We start from the raw sequence: 25,497 nt of genomic DNA on the forward strand, positions 1-25,497 counted from the left end.
GGATCACCCTTTGACGGCGCCCGCCATCAGACCGCGCACGAAATAGCGGCCGGCGAGGATATAGACGATGAGCGTAGGAACGGCCGCGATCATCGCCGCAGCCATGTTGACATTGTATTCGACGACGCCGGTCGAGGTATTGACGACGTTGTTCAGCGCCACCGTCATTGGCATGGATTCGCCCGTACCGGCATAGGCCGAGGCAAACAGGAAGTCGTTCCAGATATTGGTGAACTGGTAGATGACCGTGACCACGATGATCGGCAGCGAGTTCGGCAGCATGATGCGACGGAAGATCTGGAAGAAGCTCGCGCCATCCACCTGCGCCGCCTTCACCAGCTCCGTCGGGAAAGCCTCGTAGAAATTGCGGAAGAACAGCGTCGTGAAGCCGAGACCGTAGACGACATGCACGAAAACCAGGTTCACCGTCGGATTGCCGAAGCCGAAGCTGAATCCGGTCGCGTTCTGAAGGGTCGTGCCAAAACGGCCGAGAAAACCGAGAATGGTGGCCATCGGCAGCAGCACGGACTGGAACGGTATGAAGCAGGCAAACAGCATCAGGCCGAAAACCAGCGTATCGCCAGGAAACCGCCACTTGGTCAGTACGTAGCCGTTGAGCGCGCCGAGAATGGTGGAGATCGCGACTGCCGGCACGACCATCTTGATCGAGTTCCAGAAGTAGCCCTTGATGCCGGCGCAGGTGAGGCCGACACAGGTCTCGCCCCAGGCCTTGAACCACGGATCGAGTGTCGGCGACTGCGGCAGCGCCAGCATATTGCCGTTCTGGATTTCGTCCATGGTCTTGAACGAAGTCGTCAGCATGACGAAGAGCGGCATCAGATAGAGAACGGCAAAGATCAACAGCAAGCCGTAGATGACGACACGGCCGATCCAGCGACCGCTAGTACCGCCATGCGAAGTTGCGATCTCGGAAGAGGCAATGCTGCTCATCGTGCCTTCTCCCTCAATTCGGAATAGAGATAGGGAACGATGATGGCCGAGATGGTCATCAGCATGATGATGGCGCTTGCAGAACCGACAGCCATTTCATTCCGCTTGAACGTGTATTCGTACATGAAATTGGACGGCAGCCATGCCGAGCCACCGGGGCCGCCGGAGGTCAGCGCCACCACAAGGTCGTAGGACTTGATCGCCATATGGGCGAGCACGATGAAGGCCGACAGGAAGATCGGTCGCAGCAGCGGAATGATGATCCGGCGGTACATCTGGAAAGGCGAGGCGCCATCGATCTGGGCAGCCTTCATGATCTCGCCGTCGATACCGCGCAAGCCGGCAAGAAACATCGCCATGACGAAGCCGGAGGCTTGCCAGACACCGGCGATGACGACGGTGTAGATGACGAAGTCCTTGTTCTTGATCCAGTCGAAATGGAAGCTCGTCCAGCCGAAATGGTGCAGCGTCTGCTCGAGCCCGAGGCCCGGATCGAGGAACCATTTCCAGGCAACGCCTGTCACGATGAAGGACAGCGCCATCGGATAGAGGAAGATCGGCCGCAAGATGCCTTCACCGCGGATCTTCTGATCGAGAAGAATCGCCAGCATCAGCCCGAGCCCAAGGCAGATGAAAATATAGAGGAAGCCGAAGATCCCCATATTGGTAATCGACGTGTACCACGAGGACGGCGGGTCGCTCTCGAAAGTCCAGCGCCAGAGCCGCTCGTAGGCACGCGTGCCCGTTAGCGCATAGGACGGAAAGGTCTTGGAATTGGTGAAGGAGAGATAGGCTGTCCAGACGATGAAGCCGTAGACGAAAATCACCGTGATGAGAAAACTCGGCGCCAGCACGATCTTCGGCAGCGCATCTTGCAGCCGGCCACGAATGGACGTCCGGCTTGAGGACTTCGACGTCAGTATCGGGTCTGTGGTCGCAACTGTGCTCATGAAATCATCTCCTCCAGCACCCGCAGGGGCTGAGGCTTTCCCGCGCATCGCGCGGGAAAGCCGTTGTCGATGGGAATATTAGCGGGCGTCGTCGATGGCCTGGACGAGCTGGGTAACAGCGTCGTCGGAGGTCTTGATCTGACCATGGACGAACTTCGAGACAACGTCCTTGTAGGCGTTGGCGATAGCCGGAGGCGCGCCATAACCCTGTGCCAGCGAGCCGAACAGCGTGCCGCCCTCATTGGCAGCTTTCAGGTCGGCAATACCCTTCTTGCCGCAAGCGTCGAAATCCGTATCCGGAACGTCGGTACGGGCCGGAACCGAACCCTTGACGACGTTGAAAGCGGACTGGAAGCTCTTCGACAGCGTCGCCGTGGCGAGCGCTACCTGAGCGGCCTTGCGGTCGTCAGGAACGTTGAACATGCCGAACATGTCGGAGTTGTAGATCACGCTGCCGTCAGTGCCCGGGAAGCGGTAGCACAGGAAATCGGTATCAGGGGTCTTCTTGGCGGCAACGAATTCGCCCTTCGCCCAGTCACCCATGACCTGCACCAAAGCGTCGCCCTTGATGACCATCGCGGTTGCCAGGTTCCAGTCGCGGCCCGAGAAGTTCGGGTCGACATACTGGATGATCTTGGCAAGGTTATCGAACGACTTCTTCATCGTGTCGGACTTCAGCGAAGCCTCGTCGAGGTCGTTGAAAGCCTTCTTGTAGAATTCCGGACCGCCGGTCGAGAGCACGATGGAGTCGAACATCGTGGCTTCCTGCCAGTTCTGACCGCCGAGTGCGAGCGGAATGACACCGGCTGCCTTCGCCTTGTCGAGCAGGGCGATCAGGTCGTCGAAGGTCTTCGGCTGCGTGCCGCCGATCTTGTCCATGACGGACTTGTTGATCCACAGCCAGTTGACGGAGTGAACGTTGACAGGTGCTGCGACCCACTTGCCGTCATAGACAGAGAACTTCTGCAGTGCCGCCGGCACAGACTTGTCCCAGCCTTCCTTCTTCGCCGTCTCGGTCAGGTCGCCCATGACGCCAGCCTGGGCGTAGTCAAGCACCGTATAGCCGAGCATCTGCGAGGCCGTCGGATAGGTGCCGGCCGCGACCATCGCCTTCAGCGCGGTCATGGCTGCGTCACCGCCACCGCCGGCAACCGGGACGTCCTTCCAGGCGTAACCTTCCTTGGAAAGGTCGCCCTTCAGCACGTTGAGCGCCGCGGCTTCACCGCCGGACGTCCACCAGTGCAACATCTGAACTTCCTTGACATCGGCCGCATGGGCGCTGCCGAAACCAGCCATCATCACGACAGCAAGAGCTGCCGAGCTCAAAAACTTGCGCATGAATATCCTCCCGTTCGTAAGTGGGCGGCGAGACCCTCCTCAGCCACCCCGATGTCTTCCGCCCGTAATGACGATCAAACACCGCACCGCGCCTCCCAGCGCGATTGACAATTTAAAACGTTATAAACGCAGCGACGTCAAGCCCTTCCTCGACTCCCGAGAAAAATATGATTAACTCACACAATCGTTGTTTTTATTATGTTTTTTCCAAACGCCTAACAAATTGTAAAAATTTAAATCGTTTGCATTGATCGATTGCATGCCGGTTTCATCGTGTTATGGTAGCCGCGATCCAGCACGGAATGTCCTCAGTGACCGAATCGTCCCAACTGCAACGCGGTGAAAATCCGGATGGCGCGCAAAAGCGCGGCAAGCCGACCTTGCGTACCATCGCAACATTGACCGGTCTCGCGGTGACGACAGTTTCGCGCGCACTAAGCGACGCGCCGCAAATATCGGTCGAGACCCGCGAACGCGTTCATCGCATTGCCCGCGAGATCGGTTACCTGCCGGACCGGGCTGCCCAGCGCCTCAAGACGGGCCGCACAAACGTCATCAGCATCCTTCTCGATCCGCATCAGGAGGTCGTCGGCTTCGGCACCGCCATCATGTACGGCATCGCCAAGGTGTTGAAAGAGACATCCTATCACCTCGTCGTCGCCCCGAACTTCCTGTCGACGACGGATCTCGAAGCGGCGGAATATATCGTCCGCAACAATTTCGCCGATGGCCTGATCTTCACACGGACGGAACCCTTCGATGCGAGGGTGCGCATGCTGCAGGAGGTCGGCTTCCCATTCGTGTCTCACGGGCGCACGGAGTTTTCGACACCGCATGCCTATGTCGATTACGACAATTATGCTTTCGCCTACGAAGCCACCCGGCGCCTGATCGCCAAGGGCAGGAAGAAGGTTACAGTCGTCATGCCGCCGAAGCGGCTCACTTTCAGCCAGCATATCCTTCATGGCTTCATGACCGCTGTGCGCGAGGCTGGCGTGGCCTACGAGATACCGGAAGCCGTTACGCTCGATTCGCCGGCCAATGAAATTAGAGATTTCTTCCGCGCGCGCGCCACCGCACCCGATGTTCCCGATGGTTTTGTCTGTCCGGGTGAAGTTTCTGCGCTCGCGCTCGTCAGCGCCATGGGTGACGCGGGCAGTATTCTGGCCGAGGACTATGACATCGTCGCCAAGGAGACGTCGCATCTCCTCACGCATCTGCAGCCGAAGATCGAGACCATATACGAGGATCTGGTCGAGGCGGGCGAACATCTCGGCCAGATGCTTCTTCAGCGCATCGGCAATCCGGCAGCAGAGAGCCAGAGCCTGCTCCTGCCGCCGCAGATCAATTTTCCGGTAGCCTAAGCTGCGTCACGTCCGGCTGTCGGCTTTTCGCGGAAAGCGAAGACTTCGACCGGCTCCCCAAGCCCGCGCAGAGGAAAAGTGCCGAGATTGTCCATCTCTTCCGTGCAGGTCGCCATCTCAACGAAAGCGCGAGACAACAGTACTGGCCGCCTGACTTCCTTGGTCAGGGTTTCAAGCCGCGAAGCGACGTTGACTGCCGGGCCGATGACCGTGAAATCCAGCCGCCGGCGCGAACCGATATTACCATACATAACGTCGCCGACGTGGACGCCGACACCATAGCGCAGTGGATCACGTCCCAGGCGCTGATGTTGCTCATTCACTTTCGCCATCGCCGCCTGCCCTTCACGGATCGCCGTCAGCAGGTCTTCGCAGGCAGAAGGCTTCGACAGCGGGAAGATGGCGAGCAATCCATCGCCCATGAACTTCAGGATTTCGCCGCCGTGCCGTTCGATCGGATCGGACATGGCATCGAAATAGTCATTGAGCAGCTGGATGACGTCGTCGCGCGGCCAGAGATCGGAGATCGCAGTGAAATCGCGCAGGTCGCAGATCATGATCGCCGCACCGACGGTCGTGCCGCTGCCGCGGGTGATGACGCCGGAGAGAATCTGTTCGCTCGCATGCGGACCGACATAGGTCTGCAGCAGCGTGCGCGCCATGATGTTCTTGAGCCTGATCTCGCTGACGAGAGTGAGAGCCGGCAGCAGATCGCGCAGGAAATCCACGTGTTCGCCGGTAAAACCGCCCGGCCTATTGGTGGAGAACGTTACGACGTGACGCTTGTCGAACGTATGATCGATCGGCCAGGCGATATATTCGGAATAGCCGTCGTCGCGCAGTTCCTGGTAGAAGGGATAATCGTCGCCCTCCCACAAATCCTCCAGGTTCTTCCGCACCTCGTTGGCGCCGTTATGAATCTCGTTGACCGGGCTGTTGAGGAATTGCGGCGTGGTTTCCACCCCGTAGGCAAAGGTGTTGATCTTTGCCTCTTCCATGCCCTCCACCCACAAGATGCGGGCGCCGATCCATTGCGGATGGTTGGTGCGGAAATGCAGGCTGGAGCGGTTCACCGGTACGCCAGCCGCCAACAGCCGCTTGCACATCTCTACTAGGATATTGTCGATGAAACGCTCGCCGCGAGTCTCATTGATCAGCCAATCGAGAATTCGACGCCTGCGGATTGGCCAGACACCTTCGGCAGCTTCGCTTGCCGGATCAGTCGCTTCGAAAGAGGGCCTCATGAAAAACTCCCGCTACGCCACATTCAACGAACACATCGGGCTGAATGTGGGCGATAGCGGGCCGAATGATAAGAGGCTTCGTAAAGATAAACCTCAGAAATCCCAGTCTTCGTCCTCGGTCGCCACCGCCTTGCCGATGACATAGGAGGAGCCGGAACCCGAGAAGAAGTCGTGGTTTTCATCGGCATTCGGCGAAAGCGCAGACAAGATTGCCGGATTGACCTTGCAGGCTTCGGCCGGAAACAGCGCCTCGTACCCGAGGTTCATTAACGCCTTGTTGGCGTTGTAATGCAGGAACTTCTTGACGTCCTCCGTCAGCCCAACGCCATCATAGAGCGCTTCCGTATATCTAGCCTCGTTGTCGTAGAGTTCGAGGAGCAGATCGAAGGCGAAGTCCTTGATCTCCTGCCGGCGCTCTTCTGAGAGTTTTTCCAGTCCGCGCTGAAACTTGTAGCCGATATAATAGCCATGCACGGCCTCGTCTCTGATAATGAGGCGGATCATGTCGGCGGTGTTGGTGAGCTTGGCGCGGCTTGACCAGTACATCGGCAGATAGAAACCGGAATAGAAGAGGAAGCTCTCGAGGAAGACACTTGCGACCTTCTTCTTCAAGGGATCGCCGGACGCATAGTGCTCCATGATCAGCGCCGACTTCTTCTGCAGGAACTCATTCTCTTCCGACCACCGATAGGCATCGTCGACGTCGGGCGTGAGGCAGAGCGTGGAGAAGATCGAGGAATAGGAGCGCGCATGCACCGCTTCCATGAAGGAGATGTTGGAAAGCACTGCTTCCTCATGCGGGGTGACCGCATCCGCCATCAGCTTCACGGAGCCGACACCATTCTGGATCGTGTCGAGCAACGTCAGCCCGGTGAAGACGCGGATCGTCAGCTGCTGCTCGACCGGCGTCAGCGTTCCCCACGACGGAATGTCGTTCGACAGCGGCACCTTTTCCGGCAGCCAGAAATTGCCGGTCAGACGGTTCCAGACTTCGAGATCCTTGTCGTCTTCGATACGGTTCCAGTTGATGGCGCGCACGCGGCTGACCGGCTTGACTTGCATGTTCATGGTTTTCTCCGGTCGGTTATAGCGTACAGGAGACGCAGCCCTGCACCTCGGTGCCGGATAGCGCCATCTGGCGAAGACGGATGTAATAGATCGTCTTGATGCCCTTCTTCCAGGCATGGATCTGGGCGCGGTTGATGTCGCGCGTCGTTGCCGTGTCGCGGAAGAACAGCGTCAGCGACAGGCCCTGGTCGACATGCTGGGTGGCAGCCGCATAGGTATCAATGATCTTTTCCGCGCCGATCTCGTACGCATCTTCGTAATAGTCGAGATTGTCGTTGGTCATGAACGGCGCCGGATAATAGACGCGGCCGATCTTGCCTTCCTTGCGGATCTCGATCTTCGAGACGATCGGGTGGATCGAGGAGGTGGAGTGATTGATGTAGGAGATCGAGCCCGTCGGCGGCACCGCCTGCAGGTTCTGGTTATAGAGCCCGGAGGCCATGACGACCTTCTTCAATTCCAGCCAGTCTTCCTGCGTCGGGATATGAATGCCGGCGTCATCGAACAGCGCCTGCACCTTCTCGGTTGCCGGCTTCCACTCCTGCCCGGTATATTTGTCGAAATAGTCACCTGAGGCATATTTCGAATTCTCGAAGCCCTTGAAACTTGCGCCATGCTCGACCGCCAGGCGGTTGGAAGCACGCAGAGCGTGATAGGTCACCGTGTAGAAATACATATTGGTGAAATCGACGCCTTCTTCCGAACCGTAATGGATGCGCTCGCGGGCAAGATAGCCATGCAGGTTCATCTGTCCCAAGCCGATCGCATGGCTATCGTCATTGCCCTTCTCGATCGAAGGCACCGAAGAGATATGGCTCATGTCGGAAACGGCCGTCAGCGCGCGGATCGAGGTTTCGATCGTCTTGCCGAAATCGGATGAATCCATCGCCATGGCGATATTCAGCGAGCCGAGATTGCAGGAAATATCCTTGCCCATCGTCTTGTAGGAAAGGTCGTCGTTGAATTCGCTGGCCTCGCTCACCTGTAGGATTTCCGAGCAGAGGTTGCTCATGCTGATGCGGCCGGCGATCGGGTTCGCGCGGTTCACCGTGTCTTCGAACATGATGTAGGGATAGCCGCTCTCGAACTGTATTTCGGCGATCACCTGGAAGAATTCGCGGGCCTTGATCTTCTTCTTGGTGATACGGGCATCCGCCACCATCTCGCGATACTTTTCCGTCACCGATATCTCGGTGAACGGGACGCCATAGACCCGCTCCACGTCATAGGGCGAGAAGAGGTACATATCCTCATTGTTCTTGGCGAGCTCGAAGGTGATGTCAGGCACGACGACGCCGAGCGATAGCGTCTTGATGCGGATCTTCTCATCGGCATTTTCGCGCTTTGTATCGAGGAAGCGCATGATATCGGGGTGGTGCGCGTTGAGATAGACGGCACCTGCCCCCTGCCGTGCACCAAGCTGGTTGGCGTAGGAGAACGAGTCTTCCAGCAGCTTCATGACGGGAATGATGCCGGAAGACTGGTTTTCGATCTGCTTGATCGGCGCACCGGCCTCGCGGATGTTCGTCAAGGACAGCGCAACACCACCGCCGCGCTTGGACAGCTGCAGCGCCGAATTGATGGAGCGGCCGATCGATTCCATATTGTCTTCGACACGCAGCAGGAAGCAGGAGACGAGTTCGCCGCGCTGCTTCTTGCCGGCATTGAGGAAGGTTGGCGTTGCCGGCTGGAACCGGCCGGAGATGATCTCTTCCATCAGATCGCGGGCAAGCTGTTCATTGCCTCTGGCAAGCGCTAGCGCCACCATGCAGATACGGTCTTCATAGCGCTCCAGGTAGCGCTTTCCGTCGAAGGTCTTCAGCGTGTAGCTGGTGTAATATTTGAAGGCGCCGAGGAAGGTTGGGAACCGGAACTTCTTGGCATAGGCTTCGTCGAACAGGTCGCGGACGAAGTTGAAGGAATACTGGTCGAGCACTTCCTGCTCGTAATAGCCTTCAGTTACCAGATAATCGAGCTTCTCCCTGAGATTATGGAAGAACACCGTGTTCTGGTTCACATGCTGCAGGAAATATTGCTTGGCCGCCATGCGGTCCTTGTCGAGCTGGATCTTGCCCTCATCGTCATAGAGGTTCAGCATCGCATTCAGCGCGTGATAATCCAGCGCTTCCACGGCCTTGAGCGGCTTGACGCCCGCATCCCGCGTCAGATTTGTCCCCGTGTCCAAAATCGTCCCATCCCATCTTTGACATTGGCGACATCCTCGGCAGTCCCCAGGAGCTCGAACCGGTAGAGGTAAGGCACCTGGCATTTTTGCGAGATCACGTCGCCGGCAAGCCCGTAGGTCTCGCCGAAATTGCTGTTGCCCGCAGCAATGACGCCGCGGATGTTGGAGCGGTTTTCCGCATCGTTGAGGAAACGGATCACCTGCTTGGGCACGGCCCCTTTTCCGCCATCGCCACAATAGGTGGGCGAGATCAGCACATAGGGTTCGCGAATGTGGATGTCTTCAGCTCCGACGGGAATGCGCGCCGCGCGCAGTCCCAGCCTCTCGACGAAACGATGGGTATTCTCGGACCGGCTGGAATAATAGACGATCAGGCCCACCGCTTTTCTCCGGTCAGGAGAGCGCGCTGATCATGTCGGGACGGAAGCCCGCCCAATGGTTCTCGCCGGCAACGACGACCGGAACCTGCATGTAGCCCATGCCGCGCACGCGATCGAGCGCCTCGGCGTCCTCGGAGATATCGATGATCTGGTAGTCGACGCCCAGACGGTCGAGGGCGCGGTAGGTAGCGGTGCACTGTACGCAGGCAGGCTTGCTGTAAACGGTAACGCTCATCATGTTCCTCGTGATGTCAATGAATTCCAGACGCAGAACTAGGATCGGGCGCCTTGCGGCGTCCGAGGCAATGCTTGGTATTGATCTGACAAAGTTGGCGCTTTACACGCCGAACACTCTCCCCCGCACGATCTGCGCGGGCGGCGGTTTTAATGCTTTCAACATGACTTCAACCCCGAAGTGTTCAGCGGACATTCGGGGGCAGCGCAACAGGCGCGGATTTGACCCGCCTGCGTATACGCGACCTTCCGGACACCCCGCCCGTGGATACCTCGTTCAAGGCAGGTCTCCTGGCTCGCGGGTCGAAGCACCCTGCCCCCAGCCTTCCCAAAGCTTCATGCCTCAGTGACCTGAAATCGGACAGTTGCTCGCCGCTTACAGTTGCGGGGGCAGCTCCGGCTTTGTCGCGCCATCATGGCGAAACGCACCGTATTCCCATCTTAGCCCCCGACCCTCACGAATCGAAGGAACCTTGAACACTAGATATAGTACTCGAATCCCAGTTTGCGTCAACGGATGGTTTGTGCATCGCGTTACGGCATGTTTGAAATCACTGCATTCCTGTGAAAAACGTGGTTAATGAATGGTTAACGAAAGCAGGCTGTGGAGAAGGCAGCATTGGGAAGAGCCGGCCTCTATAGCCGGCTCTCCAGGAATCGATTAGGCGCTCAGGCGCGTGTCGGCGCTGCGGCAATACGCAACTGCCGAGCGGCGGCAACCATGTTGACCAGCGCCGGACGAACCTCTTCCCACTTGCGTGTCTTCAATCCGCAATCCGGATTGATCCAGAGCTGCCCGTCCGTCAGACGTTTCCGCGCCAGCGTGAGGAGCTCGGTCATCTCAGCAACATCCGGAACGCGGGGCGAATGGATGTCGTAGACGCCGGGGCCGATCTCGTTCGGGTATTTGTAGCTGCGGAAGGCTTCCAGAAGTTCCATCTTCGACCGCGAGGTTTCGATGGAGATCACATCGGCATCCATCGCGGCGATGGCATCGATGATCTGGTTGAACTCCGAATAGCACATATGCGTATGGATCTGCGTCTCGTCGGAAACACCGGATGCGCAGAGGCGAAAACTCTCGACCGCCCAGTCGAGATAGGTCTTCCAGTCGGCCTTGCGCAATGGCAGACCCTCACGGAGAGCGGCCTCGTCGATCTGGATCATCGCAGCACCCGCCTTTTCGAGATCGAGCACTTCGTCGCGGATCGCCAGAGCGATCTGCCGGCTGACATCGGCGCGAGAAAGATCATCACGCACGAAGGACCAGTTGAGGATCGTCACCGGACCGGTCAGCATTCCCTTGACCGGCTTGTCCGTCAGCGACTGCGCGTAGCGCCACCACTCGACTGTCATCGGCTTTGGCCGAGAGACGTCGCCGAAGATGATAGGCGGGCGGACATAGCGCGAACCGTAGCTCTGCACCCAGGCATGCTGCGTAAAGGCGAAACCGGAAAGCTGCTCACCGAAATACTGCACCATGTCGTTACGCTCGAATTCCCCGTGGACGAGCACGTCGAGGCCGATTTCCTCCTGCCAGCGGATCGCCGCTTCGGTCTCCTTTTTCAGGAACGCATCGTAGTCCGCCTCGCTGATCGTACCCTTTGCGAAGGCCGAGCGGGACTTGCGCACATTGGATGTCTGCGGGAAGGAGCCGATCGTCGTTGTCGGGAAGAGCGGCAGGCGAAGCTTGCGCGCCTGCAAGCTGGTCCGCTCGGCAAAACCGCTGCTCCGCGTCATCATCGTCTCATCGATTGCCGCGACCCGCTGCCTGACTTTGAGATCATGCACACGTGGAGAAGCCGCTCGAGAGGCAACGGCCTGAGAGGCTGCAGCAATTCCTTGATAAGCCCCGCCGGAGCTGCCGAGGGCAGAGAGTTCATCGAGTTTCTGGGTGGCGAAAGCGAGCCACGACGTCAGTTCCTCATCCAGTCCGGTTTCCAGATCCAGGTCGATCGGCACATGCAGCAGCGAGCAGGACGGCGCGATCTGCAGTCCATCCGCACCGAAGCGCTGAACCAGTGGCTCGATCTTTTTCAGGATCGCGGCAAGGTCCGCCCTCCAGATATTGCGTCCGTCGATGATGCCGAGCGACAGCGTCAAATCGGGGGACGCCTTGAGAAGGGCATCGATCTGCTGCGGAGCACGAACGAGATCGACATGCAGGCCGGAAACCGGCAATGCGAGCGCCGTCGGCAGGTTATCGCCTATATTGCCGAAATAGGTGGCGAGCATGATCTTCAGGTTCGGTACCAGCTCGTGCAGCGCACGATAGGCATGCTTCAATGCTGCCTGCTCTTCTCCTGAGAGATCCAGCACCAGGCACGGTTCGTCGATCTGCACCCAGTCGGCACCGGCAGCGCTCAGTTCCGCAAGCACCCTCGCATAAACAGGCAACAGGCGTTCAAGCAGGCTGATCGGTGCAAAACCTTCCTCGGTTCCCTTGGCGAGTTTCAGGAAGGTGACAGGGCCGAGGATGACTGGCCGTGTGTGGATTCCAAGCGTCTTCGCCTCGATGAAGGCATCGAGCGGCCTGTTTACGGTCAGCGCGAAGGATTGATCGGGACCGAGTTCCGGCACCATGTAGTGGTAGTTTGTGTCGAACCACTTGGTCATTTCCAGCGCTGGCACGCCATGACCGTGGTGATGCTGATGGCCGCAATCGGCATGCGCCTCTTCGCCGGTCGAGCCGCGTGCCATGGCGAAATAGGTATCGAGCGCAACAGGCCCGCCCTTCCAGCCATAGGCCGAAGGTATGGCGCCGACCATGACAGTCGTGTCGAGCACATGGTCATAGAACGAGAAATCGTTGGAGGGGATGATATCGATCCCCTTCTCTTTCTGCAGGGTCCAGTTTTGCGCCCGCAGCCGCTTGCCGACATCGAGAAGCACGCCGGCATCGGACTTGTCGGCCCAATAGCTTTCAAGTGCGAATTTGAGTTCGCGATGCTTTCCGATCCTGGGAAAGCCGAGATTTGCAGTCTTGATGGTCATTTCCTTACCCCGAAGGTTATGGGCAAGGCTCAGGCGCAACGCATCGACGAGGTGTGGCTACAGACGTGCCGTCTCGCGCAAAGCGGCACACCGGGACACCCCGCCCGTGGACGTTATCTATCGCGGCAGGTCTCCTGGCTTGCGGGTCCTCAACACCGTCCAGTCTTCCCAGGCGTCTTCCCAGTGACGTCGAAGGACGGTGTCTATCCGCTTACAGTTGCGGGGGCAGCTTCGGTCTTGGCGTTAGCCTCACCGAATTCCCTCTTAGCTCAGGATCGTCAAATCCAGAGAACCACGATGCGACAAGCATGCACCTGTCGCATCCGATCGTCAAGATGACATAAAGAAATCTTTATATCTTTATGCGAAGAAGGCGAAGTGCATTCATCGTCACCAGCACGGTCGCGCCTGTATCCGCGAGGATCGCTGGCCACAGGCCGGTAATACCGACGATGGTGGTGACCAGGAACACGGCCTTCAGCCCGAGCGCGATGGTGATGTTCTGGAAGATATTCCGCATCGTCCGCTTCGAAAGGTCGATCATGCGGGCAACGTCGCCGACACGCCCATGCAGTACCGCCGCATCCGCCGTTTCCAGCGCGACGTCGGTGCCGCCGCCCATGGCGATGCCGACATCGGCTGCGGCAAGTGCAGGCGCATCATTGATGCCGTCACCGACCTTGGCAACGAACAATCCTTCCTTCTTCAATTCGCCAACAATGCGCTGCTTGTCCTGCGGCAGCAGCTCGCCGCGCCAGTCGATGCCGAGGTCACCGGCAACGGCTGCTGCCGTGCGCTTGTTGTCGCCGGTCAACATGATGGCGCGCACGCCTGCTGCCTTCAGCGTCGCAAGCCCGCTCTTGGCGTCGTCGCGTGGTTCGTCGCGCATGGCGATGAGACCGGCGGCGACACCATTGATGAGCAGTACCGAGACGCTCTTGCCCGCACCATTCAGTGCCGCGACCCGCTCATCCTGTTCGGCATTCAGCGCCCCGCGCTCGCGCGTGGCCGGCGGCGACAGAAGATCGAGCGTCTCGCCCCCAACCTTGCCGGTCATGCCCTTGCCGGGCAGCGCTTCCACTTCGAAGGCCGGCGGCACGGGCACGGCATCGGCCTTGGCACGGTTGAGGATCGCCAGCGCCAGCGGATGGCTGGAGCCCTGCTCGAGGACGGCAGCACGGGAAAGCACCTCAGCCTCCGAGCGCCCATAGGCGATGATATCCGTGACCTGCGGCTTGCCTTCGGTCAGCGTACCGGTTTTATCGAAGGCAACAGCCGTCACCTTGCCGAGCGATTCCAGAACCGCTCCGCCCTTCATCAGCAGACCGCGGCGCGCACCCGCCGAAAGCGAGGCGGCAATCGCTGCCGGCGTGGAAATGACCAGCGCGCAGGGGCAGCCGATCAAAAGGATCGCGAGTCCCTTGTAGATCCATTCGCCCCATGCTCCGCCCATCAGCAGCGGCGGCAGAACGGCGACCAGGGCCGCCACGACGACCACACCAGGCGTATAGTAGCGGGAGAAACGATCGATGAAGCGTTCCGTCGGTGCCTTCGATTCCTGGGCCTCCTCTACAAGCTTGACGACGCGGGCAATCGTATTGTCCTCGGCAGCGGCCGTGACACGGACGCGCAATGCAGCGTCGCCATTCACCGTGCCGGCAAACACCGTTTCGCCTGCGCCCTTGCGCACCGGCGTGCTTTCGCCCGTCACCGGCGCCTCGTCGATCGCGCTTTCACCGGAAAGAATGGTGCCGTCGGCGGAAATCCGGTCTCCCGGCCGCACGAGAATGATGGAACCGACCGCAAGCGTCTCGGCCGGCACTTCCTTCACTTCGCCAGCCGCCTCGAGCAGTGCGTTCTTCGGCACCAGCGTCGTCAGCGACTGGATGCTGGCGCGCGCCTTGCCGGCGGCAACCCCTTCCAGCAATTCGCCGACGAGGAACAGGAACACGACCGTCGCTGCCTCTTCACCGGCATTGATGATGACCGCGCCAACAGCGGCAATCGTCATCAGCATTTCGATGGAAAAGGGCGTGCCGGAAAGTGCGGCCATGACCGCGCGACGCGCGATCGGCATCAGCCCCACCAGCATGGCGATGATGAAAGCATACGGAGCAACCGAAGGCACCAGATGGCCCACGACATAGGCAACGACGAGTGCAAGTCCCGAAAGGATCGTCAATCGGCCCTTCTTGCTCTGCCACCAGGGACCGGTCATCGGCCCATGATCATGGCCGTGCAACCCCTCGACTTCCTCGGCGCCATGCGAATGCCCGTGATCGGCGTGATCATGACCAGCATGATCGTGGTCGTGACCTTCGTGGTCGTGATCATCATGCTCATGACCATGGTGATCATGATCATACCCGTGGTCATGATCGTGGTCGTGATCCGCATGATCATGATCGGTCTTGCTTTCCCGGACAGGAGCCTTGCCCGTGAGCGGAGCAACCGAATAGCCGAGGCCGGTAACCTTTTTTTCGATCGCTTTGAGATCGCTGCTGCCATCGTGGCGCACTGTCATCGTGCCCGCCGTCACCGATACGGAGACGTCTTCGACGCCGGGCACACGCCTGACGGCCGTATCGATCTTTGTTGCGCAGGCGGCGCAATCCATGCCGCCAACCCGGTACCGTGCCTGTGCTGCTTCGCTCATGATTTCGATCCTTGCTTGTAGGCAGTATCGTTCCTACATCCTCTAGCGACTAGAGGTGCAAGAGGAAAATCATGAAAAAGATCACCATCGGTGAAGCCGCCCGCCAAAGCGGCGTCAAAGTGCCGACGATCCGCTATTATGAGGGTATCGGTCTGCTATCTGCGCCAAGTCGTAGCGAAGGCAACCAACGTTCCTACGAACCTTCCGACCTCAACCGTCTTGCCTTCATCCGCCACGCCCGCGAACTTGGCTTCGAGATCGAGGCAATCCGCACCCTGCTGCAGCTTCAGGATGATCCCCACCAGTCCTGCGCTTCGGCCGATGCCATCGCAAAAGCTCGTCTCATAGAGGTTGAACAGCGCATCCGCAGCCTCAATGCCCTGAAGGCCGAGCTGGAGCAGATGGTCGAAGGCTGTGGCCATGGCCGCGTCGATCAATGCCGGGTCATCGAGGTGCTGGCCGATCACGGCAAGTGCGTGCATCCACATCACTGAGACTTGCGCTCGCCGAGTGCCCACGCCAAGAAGGCGCAATGAAACAGAAGAAAATCGCGATCATCGGCGGCGGCCCCTCCGGCCTTTCGGCAGCCGAAGTGCTGTCGGCAAGCGGCCATGCCGTTTCCGTCTATGATGCGATGCCGACTTTTGCGCGCAAGTTCCTGCTCGCTGGCAAATCCGGACTCAACATCACCCATTCCGAAGACTACGAGCGCTTCGCCACCCGCTTCGGCAACGCCAATCCCCGCCTGCGCGCAGCCCTCGACGCCTTCACCCCAGCCGATATCCGCGCCTGGGCAGCGGGCCTCGGCACCGAGACCTTCGTAGGCTCGTCCGGCCGCGTCTTCCCCAACGTGATGAAGGCCTCGCCGCTGCTGCGCGCCTGGCTCGCCCGGCTGGAAGCCCGCGGCGTCAGCTTCTTCACCCGCCATCGTTGGATCGGGTTCGCAGAAGACGGCCATAATTTCGAAGCGCCTGACGGCCACAAGACCATATCCTGCGATGCAACCCTGCTCGCACTCGGCGGCGCCAGCTATCCGCGCCTCGGCTCCGATGCCGGCTGGGTGTCATTGCTCGCCGAGCGCGGGGTGGCGATCGCACCGTTTCAACCGGCCAATTGCGGCTTCGATGTCGCCTGGAGCGAGATCTTCCGCGATCGCTTCGCCGGAGAGCCGCTGAAATCCGTGACGGCAACATCACGCGCCGGGACATTTCCGGGCGAATTCGTCATCAGCAAGCACGGCATCGAAGGCAGCCTCATCTATGCGCATTCGGCCGATTTGCGTGATGACCTGCTGTCACATGGGAAGGCAAACCTGATAATCGACCTTGCCCCGGGCCGCACCGCAGATCGCCTGTCTCGCGATCTGACCCGGCAGGATGCCAAGATGAGCTTTTCCAATCGCCTGCGCAAAGGTGCCGGCCTCGATGGTGTGAAGGCGGCACTTCTGCGTGAACTGATGCCGGAGACCGATCGCAACGATCCGCACAAACTCGCTGCCGCCATCAAGTCGCTGGCTATCCCATTGCTGCGCCCACACCCCATCGCCGAGGCCATATCCTCTGCAGGCGGCATCGCCTTCAGCGAGGTCGACGAAACCTACATGCTGAAACATCTCCCCGGCATGTTCGCGGCCGGAGAGATGCTGGATTGGGAGGCACCGACAGGCGGCTATCTGCTGACTGCCTGTTTCGCAACGGGCCGGTCCGCAGCAAAAGGCATCGAGGCCTGGCTCAGCCGAAGGTGAAGGCGAAAGCCTGCACGCCGGGATCGAGGAAATGGATCTCGAACGTGTGGTCGCCGACCGGTCCGGCTTCGCGCACCAACTGATAGAGGCGCTGCCCCGTCACCGTGCCATTGCCGTCGGCATCCGTGTCCGCGCCGTGACCATCGTCGGGCGCCTTGCCATCGACCGTCACCTTGAAGCGCACCGGCTTGCCATCTGCGCCTGGACCGAGAACCAGATGCAGATCGCGGGCATGGAAGCGGTAATAGATAGTACCGTCGGCAGCATTCAACGTTGCCTGTTCGGACCCGACGGTCCAGTTGCCAGTCAGACCCCATTCGTTGAGCTTAGGCGTCGCGGCGACATAGTTATGAGCGGCATCGTTGACCGTGCCCTTGTCGTCGACAAAGTTTTCTGAGCGCTGATAGCCGACATAGGTTTCCGGCGATTGCACATTGGCAGCATCGGAAGCGGCTTCGGCACCGGTTGCCTTCACATCCACGATATCACTGGAAACACCGGTCTTGCCGGCTTCGGCCAGCAATTGCTGGATTATCCGTTCGGACTGATCGTAATCGCCCTCGCCGAAATGATGGTGGCGGACCTGCCCTTTCGCATCGATGAAATAATGCGCCGGCCAATATTCGTTGTCGAAGGCCCGCCAGATCGCATAGTTGTTATCGACAGCAACAGGATAGGTGATGCCGAGATCGGAGATCGCCTTCTTCACATTGTCGACGTTCTTCTCGAAGGCGAATTCCGGCGAATGCACGCCGATGACGACGAGGCCCTGGTCTTTGTACTTCTCCGCCCAGGCTTTGACATAGGGGATGGCACGCAGGCAGTTGATGCAGGAATAGGTCCAGAAATCGACGAGGACGACCTTGCCCTTCAGCTGCTCCACCGTCAGCGGCGTGGAATTCAGCCATTGCACCGCGCCATCGAGCGGCGGCATCAGGCCTTCGACCGGCAGCTGTTCGGCAGCACCCTTTGGCTTCATCGCCATCATCATGGTGTTACCGCTCATCGTGGCGGGATTGCCGGTCATCATCATCTGGTTGTTGGCGGTCATCGACATCGAGCCCCCGCCACCAGCCGGCATTAACACCGACTTCATCGAGCCACCGGCATTGTCAGCCGTCTGTTGCTGATGGAACTTGTCGACCAGACCCTGCTCCAGGGCATTGGTGCTGGCAAGCGAAGCCTGCGTCAGGAAGCCGGTATCAAGGCCGAGTGCAATCGCCACGACAGCCGTGAGAACCGCAACACCCACGCCACGCCGCAGCCATTCGCCGACGCCAAGCGAACGCTTCATCGCCTGATAGACCTTGCCGCCAATGAGGAGTGCCAGTGCAAGCGAGGTCGCAGCCCCCAGCGCATAGGCAAGCAGCAAAAGCGTCGTTCCGACATTCGCGCCCTGCAGCGCCGCACCCGTTAGTATGAGGCCTAGAACCGGCCCGGCGCAGGGTGCCCAAAGCAGCCCGGTCGCGACGCCGAGCAACAGCGAAGCGGCAACGGCCGAGCCGCCACTGCGTGTGTTTTGATCGGCAGACTGCGACAGACGCGCACCGAGCGAAACGAGCGGTCGCGTCAGGTAATCCGACAGCGCCGGGAAAAGCAGAATGACGCCAAAAACGGCAAGCAGCACGATCGCGACATAGCGGCCATATTCATTGGCTTGCACGGCCCATCCGCCGCCGACAGCAGCGAGGGTCGCGACTCCAGCGAATGTCGCCGCCATGCCGAGCATCATCGGCAATGTGCTGCGCAGGAAAGGTTGGCCGGCACGGGCGAAAACGAACGGCAGCACTGGCAGGATGCAGGGGCTGACGATCGTCAGCACCCCACCGAGATAGGCAAGGACGAAGAGAAGCATCCGAGTGTCCCGTCGATCAGGCAGAAGCCGGGTGGAATGTCATGGCCACGCCGTTCAAGCAGTAGCGCAAGCCGGTCGGCTTCGGCCCGTCGTTAAAGACGTGGCCAAGATGCCCGCCGCAGCGTCCGCAATGGACGGCATCGCGCACCATGCCGAAGGATGTATCGCGCGTCGTGCCGACGACCTTGTCATTGAGCGGCGCCCAGAAACTCGGCCAGCCTGTGCCGCTGTCGAATTTCGTAGTCGATGAAAAGGCTTCCTGATCACAGCCCGCACAGGCGAAATTGCCCTTGCGCTCCTCGTGCAGCAGCGGGCTAGTGAAGGGATATTCCGTTCCCTCCTGCCGCAGTACCGAATATTGATCCGCAGTCAGCAGCTTCTTCCACTCTTCGTCTGTATGGCTAACGGCAAAGGTTTCCTTCGCCATGGCTTGGCTGCCGAAACCCAAGCGCAGGGCGAAGGCGCCAAGTCCCGCAGTGATCAGCAGCAATCGTCTGTTCAGCATCGCGTCGCTCTCCTATGTCTACAGCATCTGCGACAGGCACTTTCATTCAGTAGACAACGATCGGCAGGTTTTATTCCCGCCATGCCGATCTTTTGTCCACGCCGAGAACTACGGAGCCAAGCAGTGTTTTGTTACGCAGTCGCCCATGGGGACACGCAAAAGTGAGAAGGCGCCATCCCGGATCGTTATATCCAAATAAATACGACGCTATGCCGTAAAGCGAGGCCGAGCAAGCGGATGAGCGGTCATATTATCGCGAGCATGATGGTCACCAGGCCCGGCACAACTGTTTCAGAAATGCGCCACTCGCGGCAACGCAAATTCGATCCATGCAATCTGCCGTCATGCCCGCTGATTGCAAAGCCGCCGCATTTACATCAGAGTATGCGCAAGTTCCGTGGGAGGAGCCTCAATGCACGAACAATCCGCGCATGCGGAACATGTCTATACGTGCGCCCAGCAAAATTCAGCTGCGGCCAGCTCTCCAATCGTCGCCTCCTGGCGCCGCTGCATGACCATGTATCAGCTTGCTCCCGAAGATAAGCGCGCGCCTCTACGTCTTACCGAACAGGAATTCAGCGTCGCCCGGGAGCGATCGGATCAGTTGATCGCCGATGCGCGCGACGAACTCGACCGGCTTTTTGCAACGGTCGGCAAGGCCGGCTGCTGCCTGCTCCTGACCGATCGCAACGGCATTGCGCTGGAACGCCGCGGCGCCGTCGGCAATGACAAGGAATTTCATGATCTTGGTCTATGGACCGGTTCGGTATGGACGGAAGCCAGCATCGGCACCAATGGCATCGGTACTGCGCTGGCCGATGATCGTGCAGTCGCTGTCTTTCGCGATCAGCATTTTTACTGCTCCAACATCAAGCTCAGCTGCACCACGGCCCCGATCCGCGATCACCGCGGCCTGCTGGCCGCTGCCCTCGACATCTCCACCTGCCGCGATGACGTCAACGAAATGACGCTGAGCATCCTCTCGCAAGCCGTGCGGGATGCGGCGATGCGCATCGAGCTCAATCTCTTCCGCTCCGCCTTTGCCGGTGCACGCTTCGTCATGGTGCCGGCCGGCGCCAATTCCGCGAACGCATTGCTGGCAGTCGATCGGCATGATCTCGTTCTCGGCGCCACACGCGCCGCCCGCCTCGTCCTTAAGCTGGATGACGTGCGCATCGCTGCCGGCCTTCCCGCCTCCGACGCCCTGCATGAAGGCCATGTTTCGCAGGAAAAAGAAATGGCCGAGGCCGAGAAAGCGGCGCTGCTGCGGGCACTTTCCCGCACCCACGGCAATGTCTCCCAGGCCGCTGCGGCTCTCGGCATCAGCCGTGCAACACTGCACCGGAAGATGAAGAAACTCGACCTCCACTAATATCGAGCAAGGGTTCGGTCACAATCTCGTGGTGACGCCGAAACCTGTCGCAACTCTGCGACACTGTGCGGTGCGGTATTGGCAAGCCGCCCTGTTCTATCGAGCCAAAGCGACACAGATTTCCTCCCACTGGTTCGATCCGGAACCTGTTCATCAAGGGAGGATGACATGCTTCATCAGAAAATCGTCGAGTCGCCGTTCAAGCTGAAATACGGCAACTATATCGGCGGCGAGTGGCGTGAGCCGATCGGCGGCAAATATTTCGACAACGTCACGCCCGTCACCGGCGGCAAACTCTGCGAAATCCCTCGCTCCGATGAAAAGGACATCAATGCAGCACTCGATGCCGCCCATGCCGCGAAGGAAAAATGGGGCCGCACCTCCGCCACCGAGCGCTCCAACATTCTCATGAAGATCGCCCAGCGCATGGAAGACAAGCTGGAGCTTCTGGCTCAGGCTGAAACCTGGGACAACGGCAAGCCGATCCGCGAGACCATGGCGGCCGACATTCCGCTCGCCATCGATCATTTCCGCTATTTCGCCTCCTGCATACGGGCCCAGGAAGGCACGATCGGCGAAATCGACCATGACACGGTTGCCTATCATTTCCATGAACCGCTCGGCGTCGTCGGCCAGATCATTCCCTGGAACTTCCCGATCCTGATGGCGACCTGGAAGCTGGCGCCGGCCCTTGCCGCCGGCAACTGCGTCGTTATCAAACCGGCCGAACAGACACCCGCCTCCCTGCTTCTCTGGGCAGAACTCGTCGGCGATCTGCTGCCGCCCGGCGTCCTCAACATCGTCAATGGCTTTGGTCTCGAAGCCGGCAAGCCGCTCGCCTCCAGCCCACGCATCGCCAAGATCGCCTTCACCGGCGAGACGACGACAGGCCGCCTCATCATGCAATATGCCAGCCAGAACCTCATTCCGGTCACGCTGGAACTCGGCGGCAAGTCGCCCAATATCTTCTTTGCAGACGTGGCGGCCGAAGACGACGATTTCTTCGACAAGGCGCTCGAAGGTTTCGCCATGTTTGCGCTGAACCAGGGCGAAGTCTGCACCTGCCCGAGCCGCGCTCTCGTCCAGGAATCGATCTATGACCGCTTCATGGAACGGGCCGTCAAGCGCGTCGAGGCAATCAAGCAGGGCAACCCGCTCGATCCGGCAACGATGATCGGCGCTCAGGCCTCCACCGAGCAGATGGAAAAGATCCTCGCCTATCTCGATATCGGTAAGCAGGAAGGCGCACAGGTGCTGGCCGGCGGCTCGCGCAACGATCTCGGCGGCGAACTGTCTGACGGCTATTACATCAAGCCGACCATCTTCAAGGGCCACAACAAGATGCGTGTGTTCCAGGAAGAGATCTTCGGCCCGGTCGTCTCGGTCACCACCTTCAAGGATGAGAAGGAAGCACTCGAGATCGCCAATGACACGCTTTACGGTCTCGGCGCTGGTGTCTGGACCCGCGACGCCAACCGAGCCTATCGCTTCGGCCGGGAAATCCAGGCCGGCCGCGTCTGGACCAATTGCTATCACGCCTATCCAGCCCACGCGGCCTTTGGTGGCTACAAGCAATCCGGCATCGGCCGTGAAACGCACAAGATGATGCTCGACCACTACCAGCAGACCAAGAATATGCTGGTCAGCTACAGCCCCAAGAAACTTGGTTTCTTCTGAGAAGCAGTCGATTGTGCTATCATCGAGCCTCCTCCCTTGACGGGGAGGAGGCATTGTCTTGGAGGAGGCAATCATGGAACAGATGGTCAATGGCGAACCGCGTGTACTCGCAACCGATGCGGCGCTCGACCTCATCAAGGAAATTCAAAGGGACTACCCTGATGTCCTCTTCCATCAGTCCGGCGGCTGCTGCGACGGCTCATCGCCCATGTGTTACCCGACGGATGATTTCATCGTTGGCGACCAGGATGTGAAACTCGGCGAAATCGGCGGCGTTCCTGTCTATATCAGCGCCAGTCAATTCGAGGCCTGGAAGCATACCCAACTCATCATCGATGTCGTACCCGGGCGCGGCGGCATGTTTTCGCTCGATAATGGCCGCGAGAAACGCTTCCTCACGCGCTCGCGCATGTTCGGCGGCGGCGAGGCCTGCGCCATTCCCGCTGCCATGACCCGCGAGACGACCTGAGCAGGAGCCCGGTGTAGTATTCCCTTAGTACCCGCGGCCCGCGATCCTTTGTTAAAGTCCATCTGTTGGTTTTTAGAGGAGGAAGAAATGCCAGCGTCCAAAATCCTGATGATCACAGGCGATTTCACTGAAGATTACGAAACGATGGTGCCGTTCCAGACACTGCTTGCCTGCGGCTACACGGTCCACGCCGTCTGCCCCGGCAAGACAGCCGGCCAGACGGTCGCCACCGCTATCCATGATTTCGAAGGCGACCAGACCTATTCCGAAAAGCGCGGTCATAATTTTGCGCTGAACGCCACCTTCGAAAGCGTGCGAGCCGAAGATTACGATGCGCTCGTCATCCCGGGCGGCCGCGCGCCGGAATATCTCCGCCTCAACCCCGAAGTCATCAAGGCTGTCAGGCATTTCTTCGATGCCAACAAGCCGGTCGCTGCCATCTGCCACGGCGCCCAGCTTCTGGCGGCCGCCGGTGTGCTCAAGGGCCGCACCTGCTCGGCCTATCCCGCCTGCCGCCCGGAAGTCGAGTTTGCCGGCGGCACCTATGCCGATATTGCCATCACTGATGCTGTTTCCGATGGTAATCTCGTCACTGCACCGGCCTGGCCGGCCCATCCCTCGTGGCTGCGCCAGTTCATGACGGTGCTTGATGCTGCAACGGTCCTGGAGACCAACGCCGCCTAAAGCATGTCGCGCAAAAGTGCGCAGCGGTTTTGCGATAACGACATGCAAAATCAAAGCCTTAAAGCGTGGCATCGCGGCACGCTTTAAATGGACCGGCGGGAGGACGTGATGTGTGAACTGTTTATCAAGGCGGATGCCCGGCTCTGGGAAAGCACCACCCGGTCGCTGCGTATCGACAGCATGGTGACCAGTGTGCGACTGGAGAATTTCTTCTGGTCGAAACTCGAGGAAATTGCCGCCCGCGACGGCATGAACGTGGTCCAGCTGATAACCAGACTGCACCACGAGTCGATCGACGCCGGCCATGATCTCGGCAACTTCACCTCCTTCCTCCGCGTCTGCTGCGCCCGCTATCTGGATCTCCAGCTCGCGGGCGATATCCCCGCCGATCTCTCAAGGCCGATTGCCGGCCTCAACGCCCCGGAAATTCTGGGGCGGGAGAAGCGGAAGTATCATTAAATTCGCCCTGAGCCCGCAGCGATGATTTTTAGATAGGCGCGTTGCCCCTCTGCGTGAGACAATCAGCCGGCCAGTTGGGAGGCGGAGGGGAAAATGACAGTGATCGCGGTTGTGAAGCGACGGCATTCCGTGGCTGGCGGTGGTGCCGATGACTGACAGCCCCGCCCTGCATCCCTTAAGCATAACGAGCCTGGCACGCGAGGAATGGTTCATTGGCGTCAGCGCCGCGACCAGCCTGATTTTCCTCGCTTTCCCCGATCCGATCTTCGCCCGGATTGCCGAGCCATTCTGGTTCGTCGTCATTTTTTTCTGGCTTTTCGCTGTCGTTCTAGGCTCCGCCCTGTCGGTCGTTCGCCATGCGGATCATCTGGCAGAGCAGCTTCGCGAGCCCTATGGGACCCTCATCCTGACCCTTGCGATTACCTCGATCGAAGTGATGGCGATCTCGGCTGTCATGCTGCATGGGGAAAATAATCCAACACTCGCACGCGACACGCTGTTTGCGGTGGTCATGATCATCCTGAACGGCATGGTGGGCCTGTCGCTGCTCTTTGGCGCCTGGCGGCGGGAAGATCAGCAGCACAATCTGCATGGCGCCAATGCCTATCTTGGGGTGATCGTGCCGCTCGCAACCCTTGGCCTCGTCATGCCGACTTTCCTCGCCGGCCCGGATGGTCCGCACCCCACGGCCGCGCGGCAGATGTTTCTCGGTATCGTCTCGATTGGTCTCTACAGCATATTTCTCCTGCTGCAGTCCGGCCGTCACCAGCGCTACTTCGCCGAAGACGGCAACAATCTTGAGCGGCGCGCAGTCGGCATTCGGCCCCACCGGGGGGTATGGCATCATGCCGTTCTGCTGCTCGCCTACATGGGGCCGGTGGTCTTCCTGGTTGAACAGCTTGCCAAGCCGATCGACTATGTGATCGAAACCCTGCATGCACCGGCGGCATTCGGCGGCGTGATCATGGCTGTGCTTGTCGCGACACCTGAGGCGATCAGCGCCGTGCGCGCTTCCGTCGCCAACCACCTGCAGCGCGCCATCAACATCTTCCTCGGCTCAGTCCTGTCGACGATCGGCCTGACAGTACCGGCCATGCTCGCTATCAGCCACTTCTACGGGCACCCCGTCACACTAGGGCTTGAGGGTCCGGATCTCGTCATGTTCGCTCTGACAATTACCGTCAGCATCATTACCTTTTCAAGCGGCCGCACCAATCTCATGCAGGGCGCAGTTCACCTGGTGCTGTTCATCGCCTACGTACTGCTCATTACTCAGCAATGAATGGAAAATATCCAGACTGAACCACGATAGGAATGCGGAGTCATCAATCGTTTAGACACAGCTAAATTGCATGCCATAAGCTATTG

General features: G+C 59.4%; 21 protein-coding genes and 2 riboswitches. Of the genes, 9 read left to right on the top strand and 12 right to left on the bottom strand.

All coding sequences use genetic code 11. The features are described 5' to 3' along the window. Positions 1–3: 3 nt before the first annotated feature. The 3 genes from AC1DF8_RS20155 to AC1DF8_RS20165 form a co-directional block, all read right to left on the bottom strand. Complete coding sequence (locus tag AC1DF8_RS20155) at positions 4–951, bottom strand: carbohydrate ABC transporter permease (RefSeq protein ID WP_112544440.1); 948 nt, start codon at positions 949–951, stop codon at positions 4–6. Then, complete coding sequence (locus AC1DF8_RS20160; protein ID WP_478154602.1) at positions 948–1,901, bottom strand: carbohydrate ABC transporter permease; 954 nt, start codon at positions 1,899–1,901, stop codon at positions 948–950. Before AC1DF8_RS20160 ends, AC1DF8_RS20155 begins: the two co-directional genes overlap by 4 nt. 78 nt (positions 1,902–1,979) lie before the next feature. Beyond that, complete coding sequence (locus AC1DF8_RS20165; protein WP_112544444.1) at positions 1,980–3,239, bottom strand: ABC transporter substrate-binding protein; 1,260 nt, start codon at positions 3,237–3,239, stop codon at positions 1,980–1,982. 311 nt (positions 3,240–3,550) lie between these two features. Here AC1DF8_RS20165 and AC1DF8_RS20170 point away from each other — a divergent pair, with 311 nt between their 5' ends. Continuing rightward, the gene (locus AC1DF8_RS20170) at positions 3,551–4,603 is read left to right on the top strand and encodes a LacI family transcriptional regulator (protein WP_113211853.1); all 1,053 of its coding nucleotides are present in this window, start codon (positions 3,551–3,553) and stop codon (positions 4,601–4,603) included. Here the strand turns inward: AC1DF8_RS20170 and AC1DF8_RS20175 are convergent. From AC1DF8_RS20175 to AC1DF8_RS20205, 7 genes are all read right to left on the bottom strand, one after another. Continuing rightward, on the bottom strand, positions 4,600–5,847 hold the full coding sequence (locus AC1DF8_RS20175; RefSeq protein ID WP_478154605.1) for an adenylate/guanylate cyclase domain-containing protein: 1,248 nt from the start codon (positions 5,845–5,847) through the stop codon (positions 4,600–4,602). The genes AC1DF8_RS20170 and AC1DF8_RS20175 overlap by 4 nt on opposite strands. Positions 5,848–5,940: 93 nt before the next feature. Further along, positions 5,941–6,915, bottom strand: a complete 975-nt coding sequence (nrdF, locus tag AC1DF8_RS20180; protein ID WP_112544450.1) for a class 1b ribonucleoside-diphosphate reductase subunit beta — start codon at positions 6,913–6,915, stop codon at positions 5,941–5,943. A gap of 16 nt (positions 6,916–6,931) precedes the next feature. Next, positions 6,932–9,100, bottom strand: a complete 2,169-nt coding sequence (gene nrdE, locus AC1DF8_RS20185; protein WP_112968675.1) for a class 1b ribonucleoside-diphosphate reductase subunit alpha — start codon at positions 9,098–9,100, stop codon at positions 6,932–6,934. Continuing rightward, the gene (gene nrdI / locus AC1DF8_RS20190; RefSeq protein ID WP_113117846.1) at positions 9,079–9,480 is read right to left on the bottom strand and encodes a class Ib ribonucleoside-diphosphate reductase assembly flavoprotein NrdI; all 402 of its coding nucleotides are present in this window, start codon (positions 9,478–9,480) and stop codon (positions 9,079–9,081) included. The genes nrdE and nrdI overlap by 22 nt, the downstream gene beginning before the upstream one ends. Positions 9,481–9,493: 13 nt before the next feature. Then, on the bottom strand, positions 9,494–9,715 hold the full coding sequence (nrdH, locus tag AC1DF8_RS20195; protein ID WP_112544456.1) for a glutaredoxin-like protein NrdH: 222 nt from the start codon (positions 9,713–9,715) through the stop codon (positions 9,494–9,496). Positions 9,716–9,978: 263 nt separating this feature from the next. After that, positions 9,979–10,205: riboswitch (cobalamin riboswitch) on the bottom strand. 178 nt (positions 10,206–10,383) lie between these two features. Then, positions 10,384–12,708 (bottom strand): 5-methyltetrahydropteroyltriglutamate--homocysteine S-methyltransferase, encoded by a 2,325-nt coding sequence (metE, locus tag AC1DF8_RS20200; RefSeq protein WP_478154608.1) that lies wholly within the window; start codon positions 12,706–12,708, stop codon positions 10,384–10,386. Between the two features lie 107 nt (positions 12,709–12,815). Then, positions 12,816–13,020, bottom strand: a riboswitch (cobalamin riboswitch). A gap of 40 nt (positions 13,021–13,060) precedes the next feature. Next, complete coding sequence (locus tag AC1DF8_RS20205; RefSeq protein WP_478154610.1) at positions 13,061–15,364, bottom strand: heavy metal translocating P-type ATPase; 2,304 nt, start codon at positions 15,362–15,364, stop codon at positions 13,061–13,063. A gap of 71 nt (positions 15,365–15,435) precedes the next feature. Between AC1DF8_RS20205 and AC1DF8_RS20210 the strand changes: the two genes are divergently transcribed. Beyond that, the gene (locus tag AC1DF8_RS20210) at positions 15,436–15,858 is read left to right on the top strand and encodes a MerR family transcriptional regulator (protein ID WP_007820334.1); all 423 of its coding nucleotides are present in this window, start codon (positions 15,436–15,438) and stop codon (positions 15,856–15,858) included. Between the two features lie 38 nt (positions 15,859–15,896). Then, positions 15,897–17,108, top strand: coding sequence for a TIGR03862 family flavoprotein (locus AC1DF8_RS20215; protein ID WP_478154612.1), 1,212 nt, complete (start codon positions 15,897–15,899; stop codon positions 17,106–17,108). Here AC1DF8_RS20215 and AC1DF8_RS20220 read toward each other — a convergent pair. Continuing rightward, entirely contained in the window at positions 17,095–18,963 is a 1,869-nt protein-coding gene (locus AC1DF8_RS20220; RefSeq protein ID WP_478154614.1) for a cytochrome c biogenesis protein DipZ, read from the bottom strand. The genes AC1DF8_RS20215 and AC1DF8_RS20220 overlap by 14 nt on opposite strands. A 16-nt stretch (positions 18,964–18,979) precedes the next feature. Next, the gene (gene msrB / locus AC1DF8_RS20225; RefSeq protein ID WP_112544462.1) at positions 18,980–19,468 is read right to left on the bottom strand and encodes a peptide-methionine (R)-S-oxide reductase MsrB; all 489 of its coding nucleotides are present in this window, start codon (positions 19,466–19,468) and stop codon (positions 18,980–18,982) included. Between the two features lie 412 nt (positions 19,469–19,880). Here msrB and AC1DF8_RS20230 point away from each other — a divergent pair, with 412 nt between their 5' ends. The 6 genes from AC1DF8_RS20230 to AC1DF8_RS20255 all read left to right on the top strand — a co-directional run bounded on the left by AC1DF8_RS20230 (position 19,881) and on the right by AC1DF8_RS20255 (position 25,411). Beyond that, positions 19,881–20,840, top strand: coding sequence for a helix-turn-helix domain-containing protein (locus tag AC1DF8_RS20230; protein WP_478154616.1), 960 nt, complete (start codon positions 19,881–19,883; stop codon positions 20,838–20,840). A gap of 168 nt (positions 20,841–21,008) precedes the next feature. Next, the gene (gene adh / locus AC1DF8_RS20235; RefSeq protein WP_112544464.1) at positions 21,009–22,517 is read left to right on the top strand and encodes an aldehyde dehydrogenase; all 1,509 of its coding nucleotides are present in this window, start codon (positions 21,009–21,011) and stop codon (positions 22,515–22,517) included. A gap of 73 nt (positions 22,518–22,590) precedes the next feature. After that, a complete protein-coding gene (locus tag AC1DF8_RS20240; RefSeq protein WP_112544465.1) occupies positions 22,591–22,986 on the top strand; it encodes a DUF779 domain-containing protein in 396 nt (131 codons plus the stop codon). An 87-nt stretch (positions 22,987–23,073) separates the two neighbouring features. Continuing rightward, positions 23,074–23,670, top strand: coding sequence for a DJ-1/PfpI family protein (locus AC1DF8_RS20245; protein WP_112544466.1), 597 nt, complete (start codon positions 23,074–23,076; stop codon positions 23,668–23,670). Between the two features lie 108 nt (positions 23,671–23,778). Beyond that, on the top strand, positions 23,779–24,129 hold the full coding sequence (locus tag AC1DF8_RS20250) for a ribbon-helix-helix domain-containing protein (protein WP_478154619.1): 351 nt from the start codon (positions 23,779–23,781) through the stop codon (positions 24,127–24,129). Between the two features lie 148 nt (positions 24,130–24,277). After that, on the top strand, positions 24,278–25,411 hold the full coding sequence (locus AC1DF8_RS20255) for a calcium:cation antiporter (RefSeq protein ID WP_478154621.1): 1,134 nt from the start codon (positions 24,278–24,280) through the stop codon (positions 25,409–25,411). Positions 25,412–25,497: the final 86 nt, after the last annotated feature.

Source organism: Rhizobium sp. 05N49 (assembly GCF_056396805.1).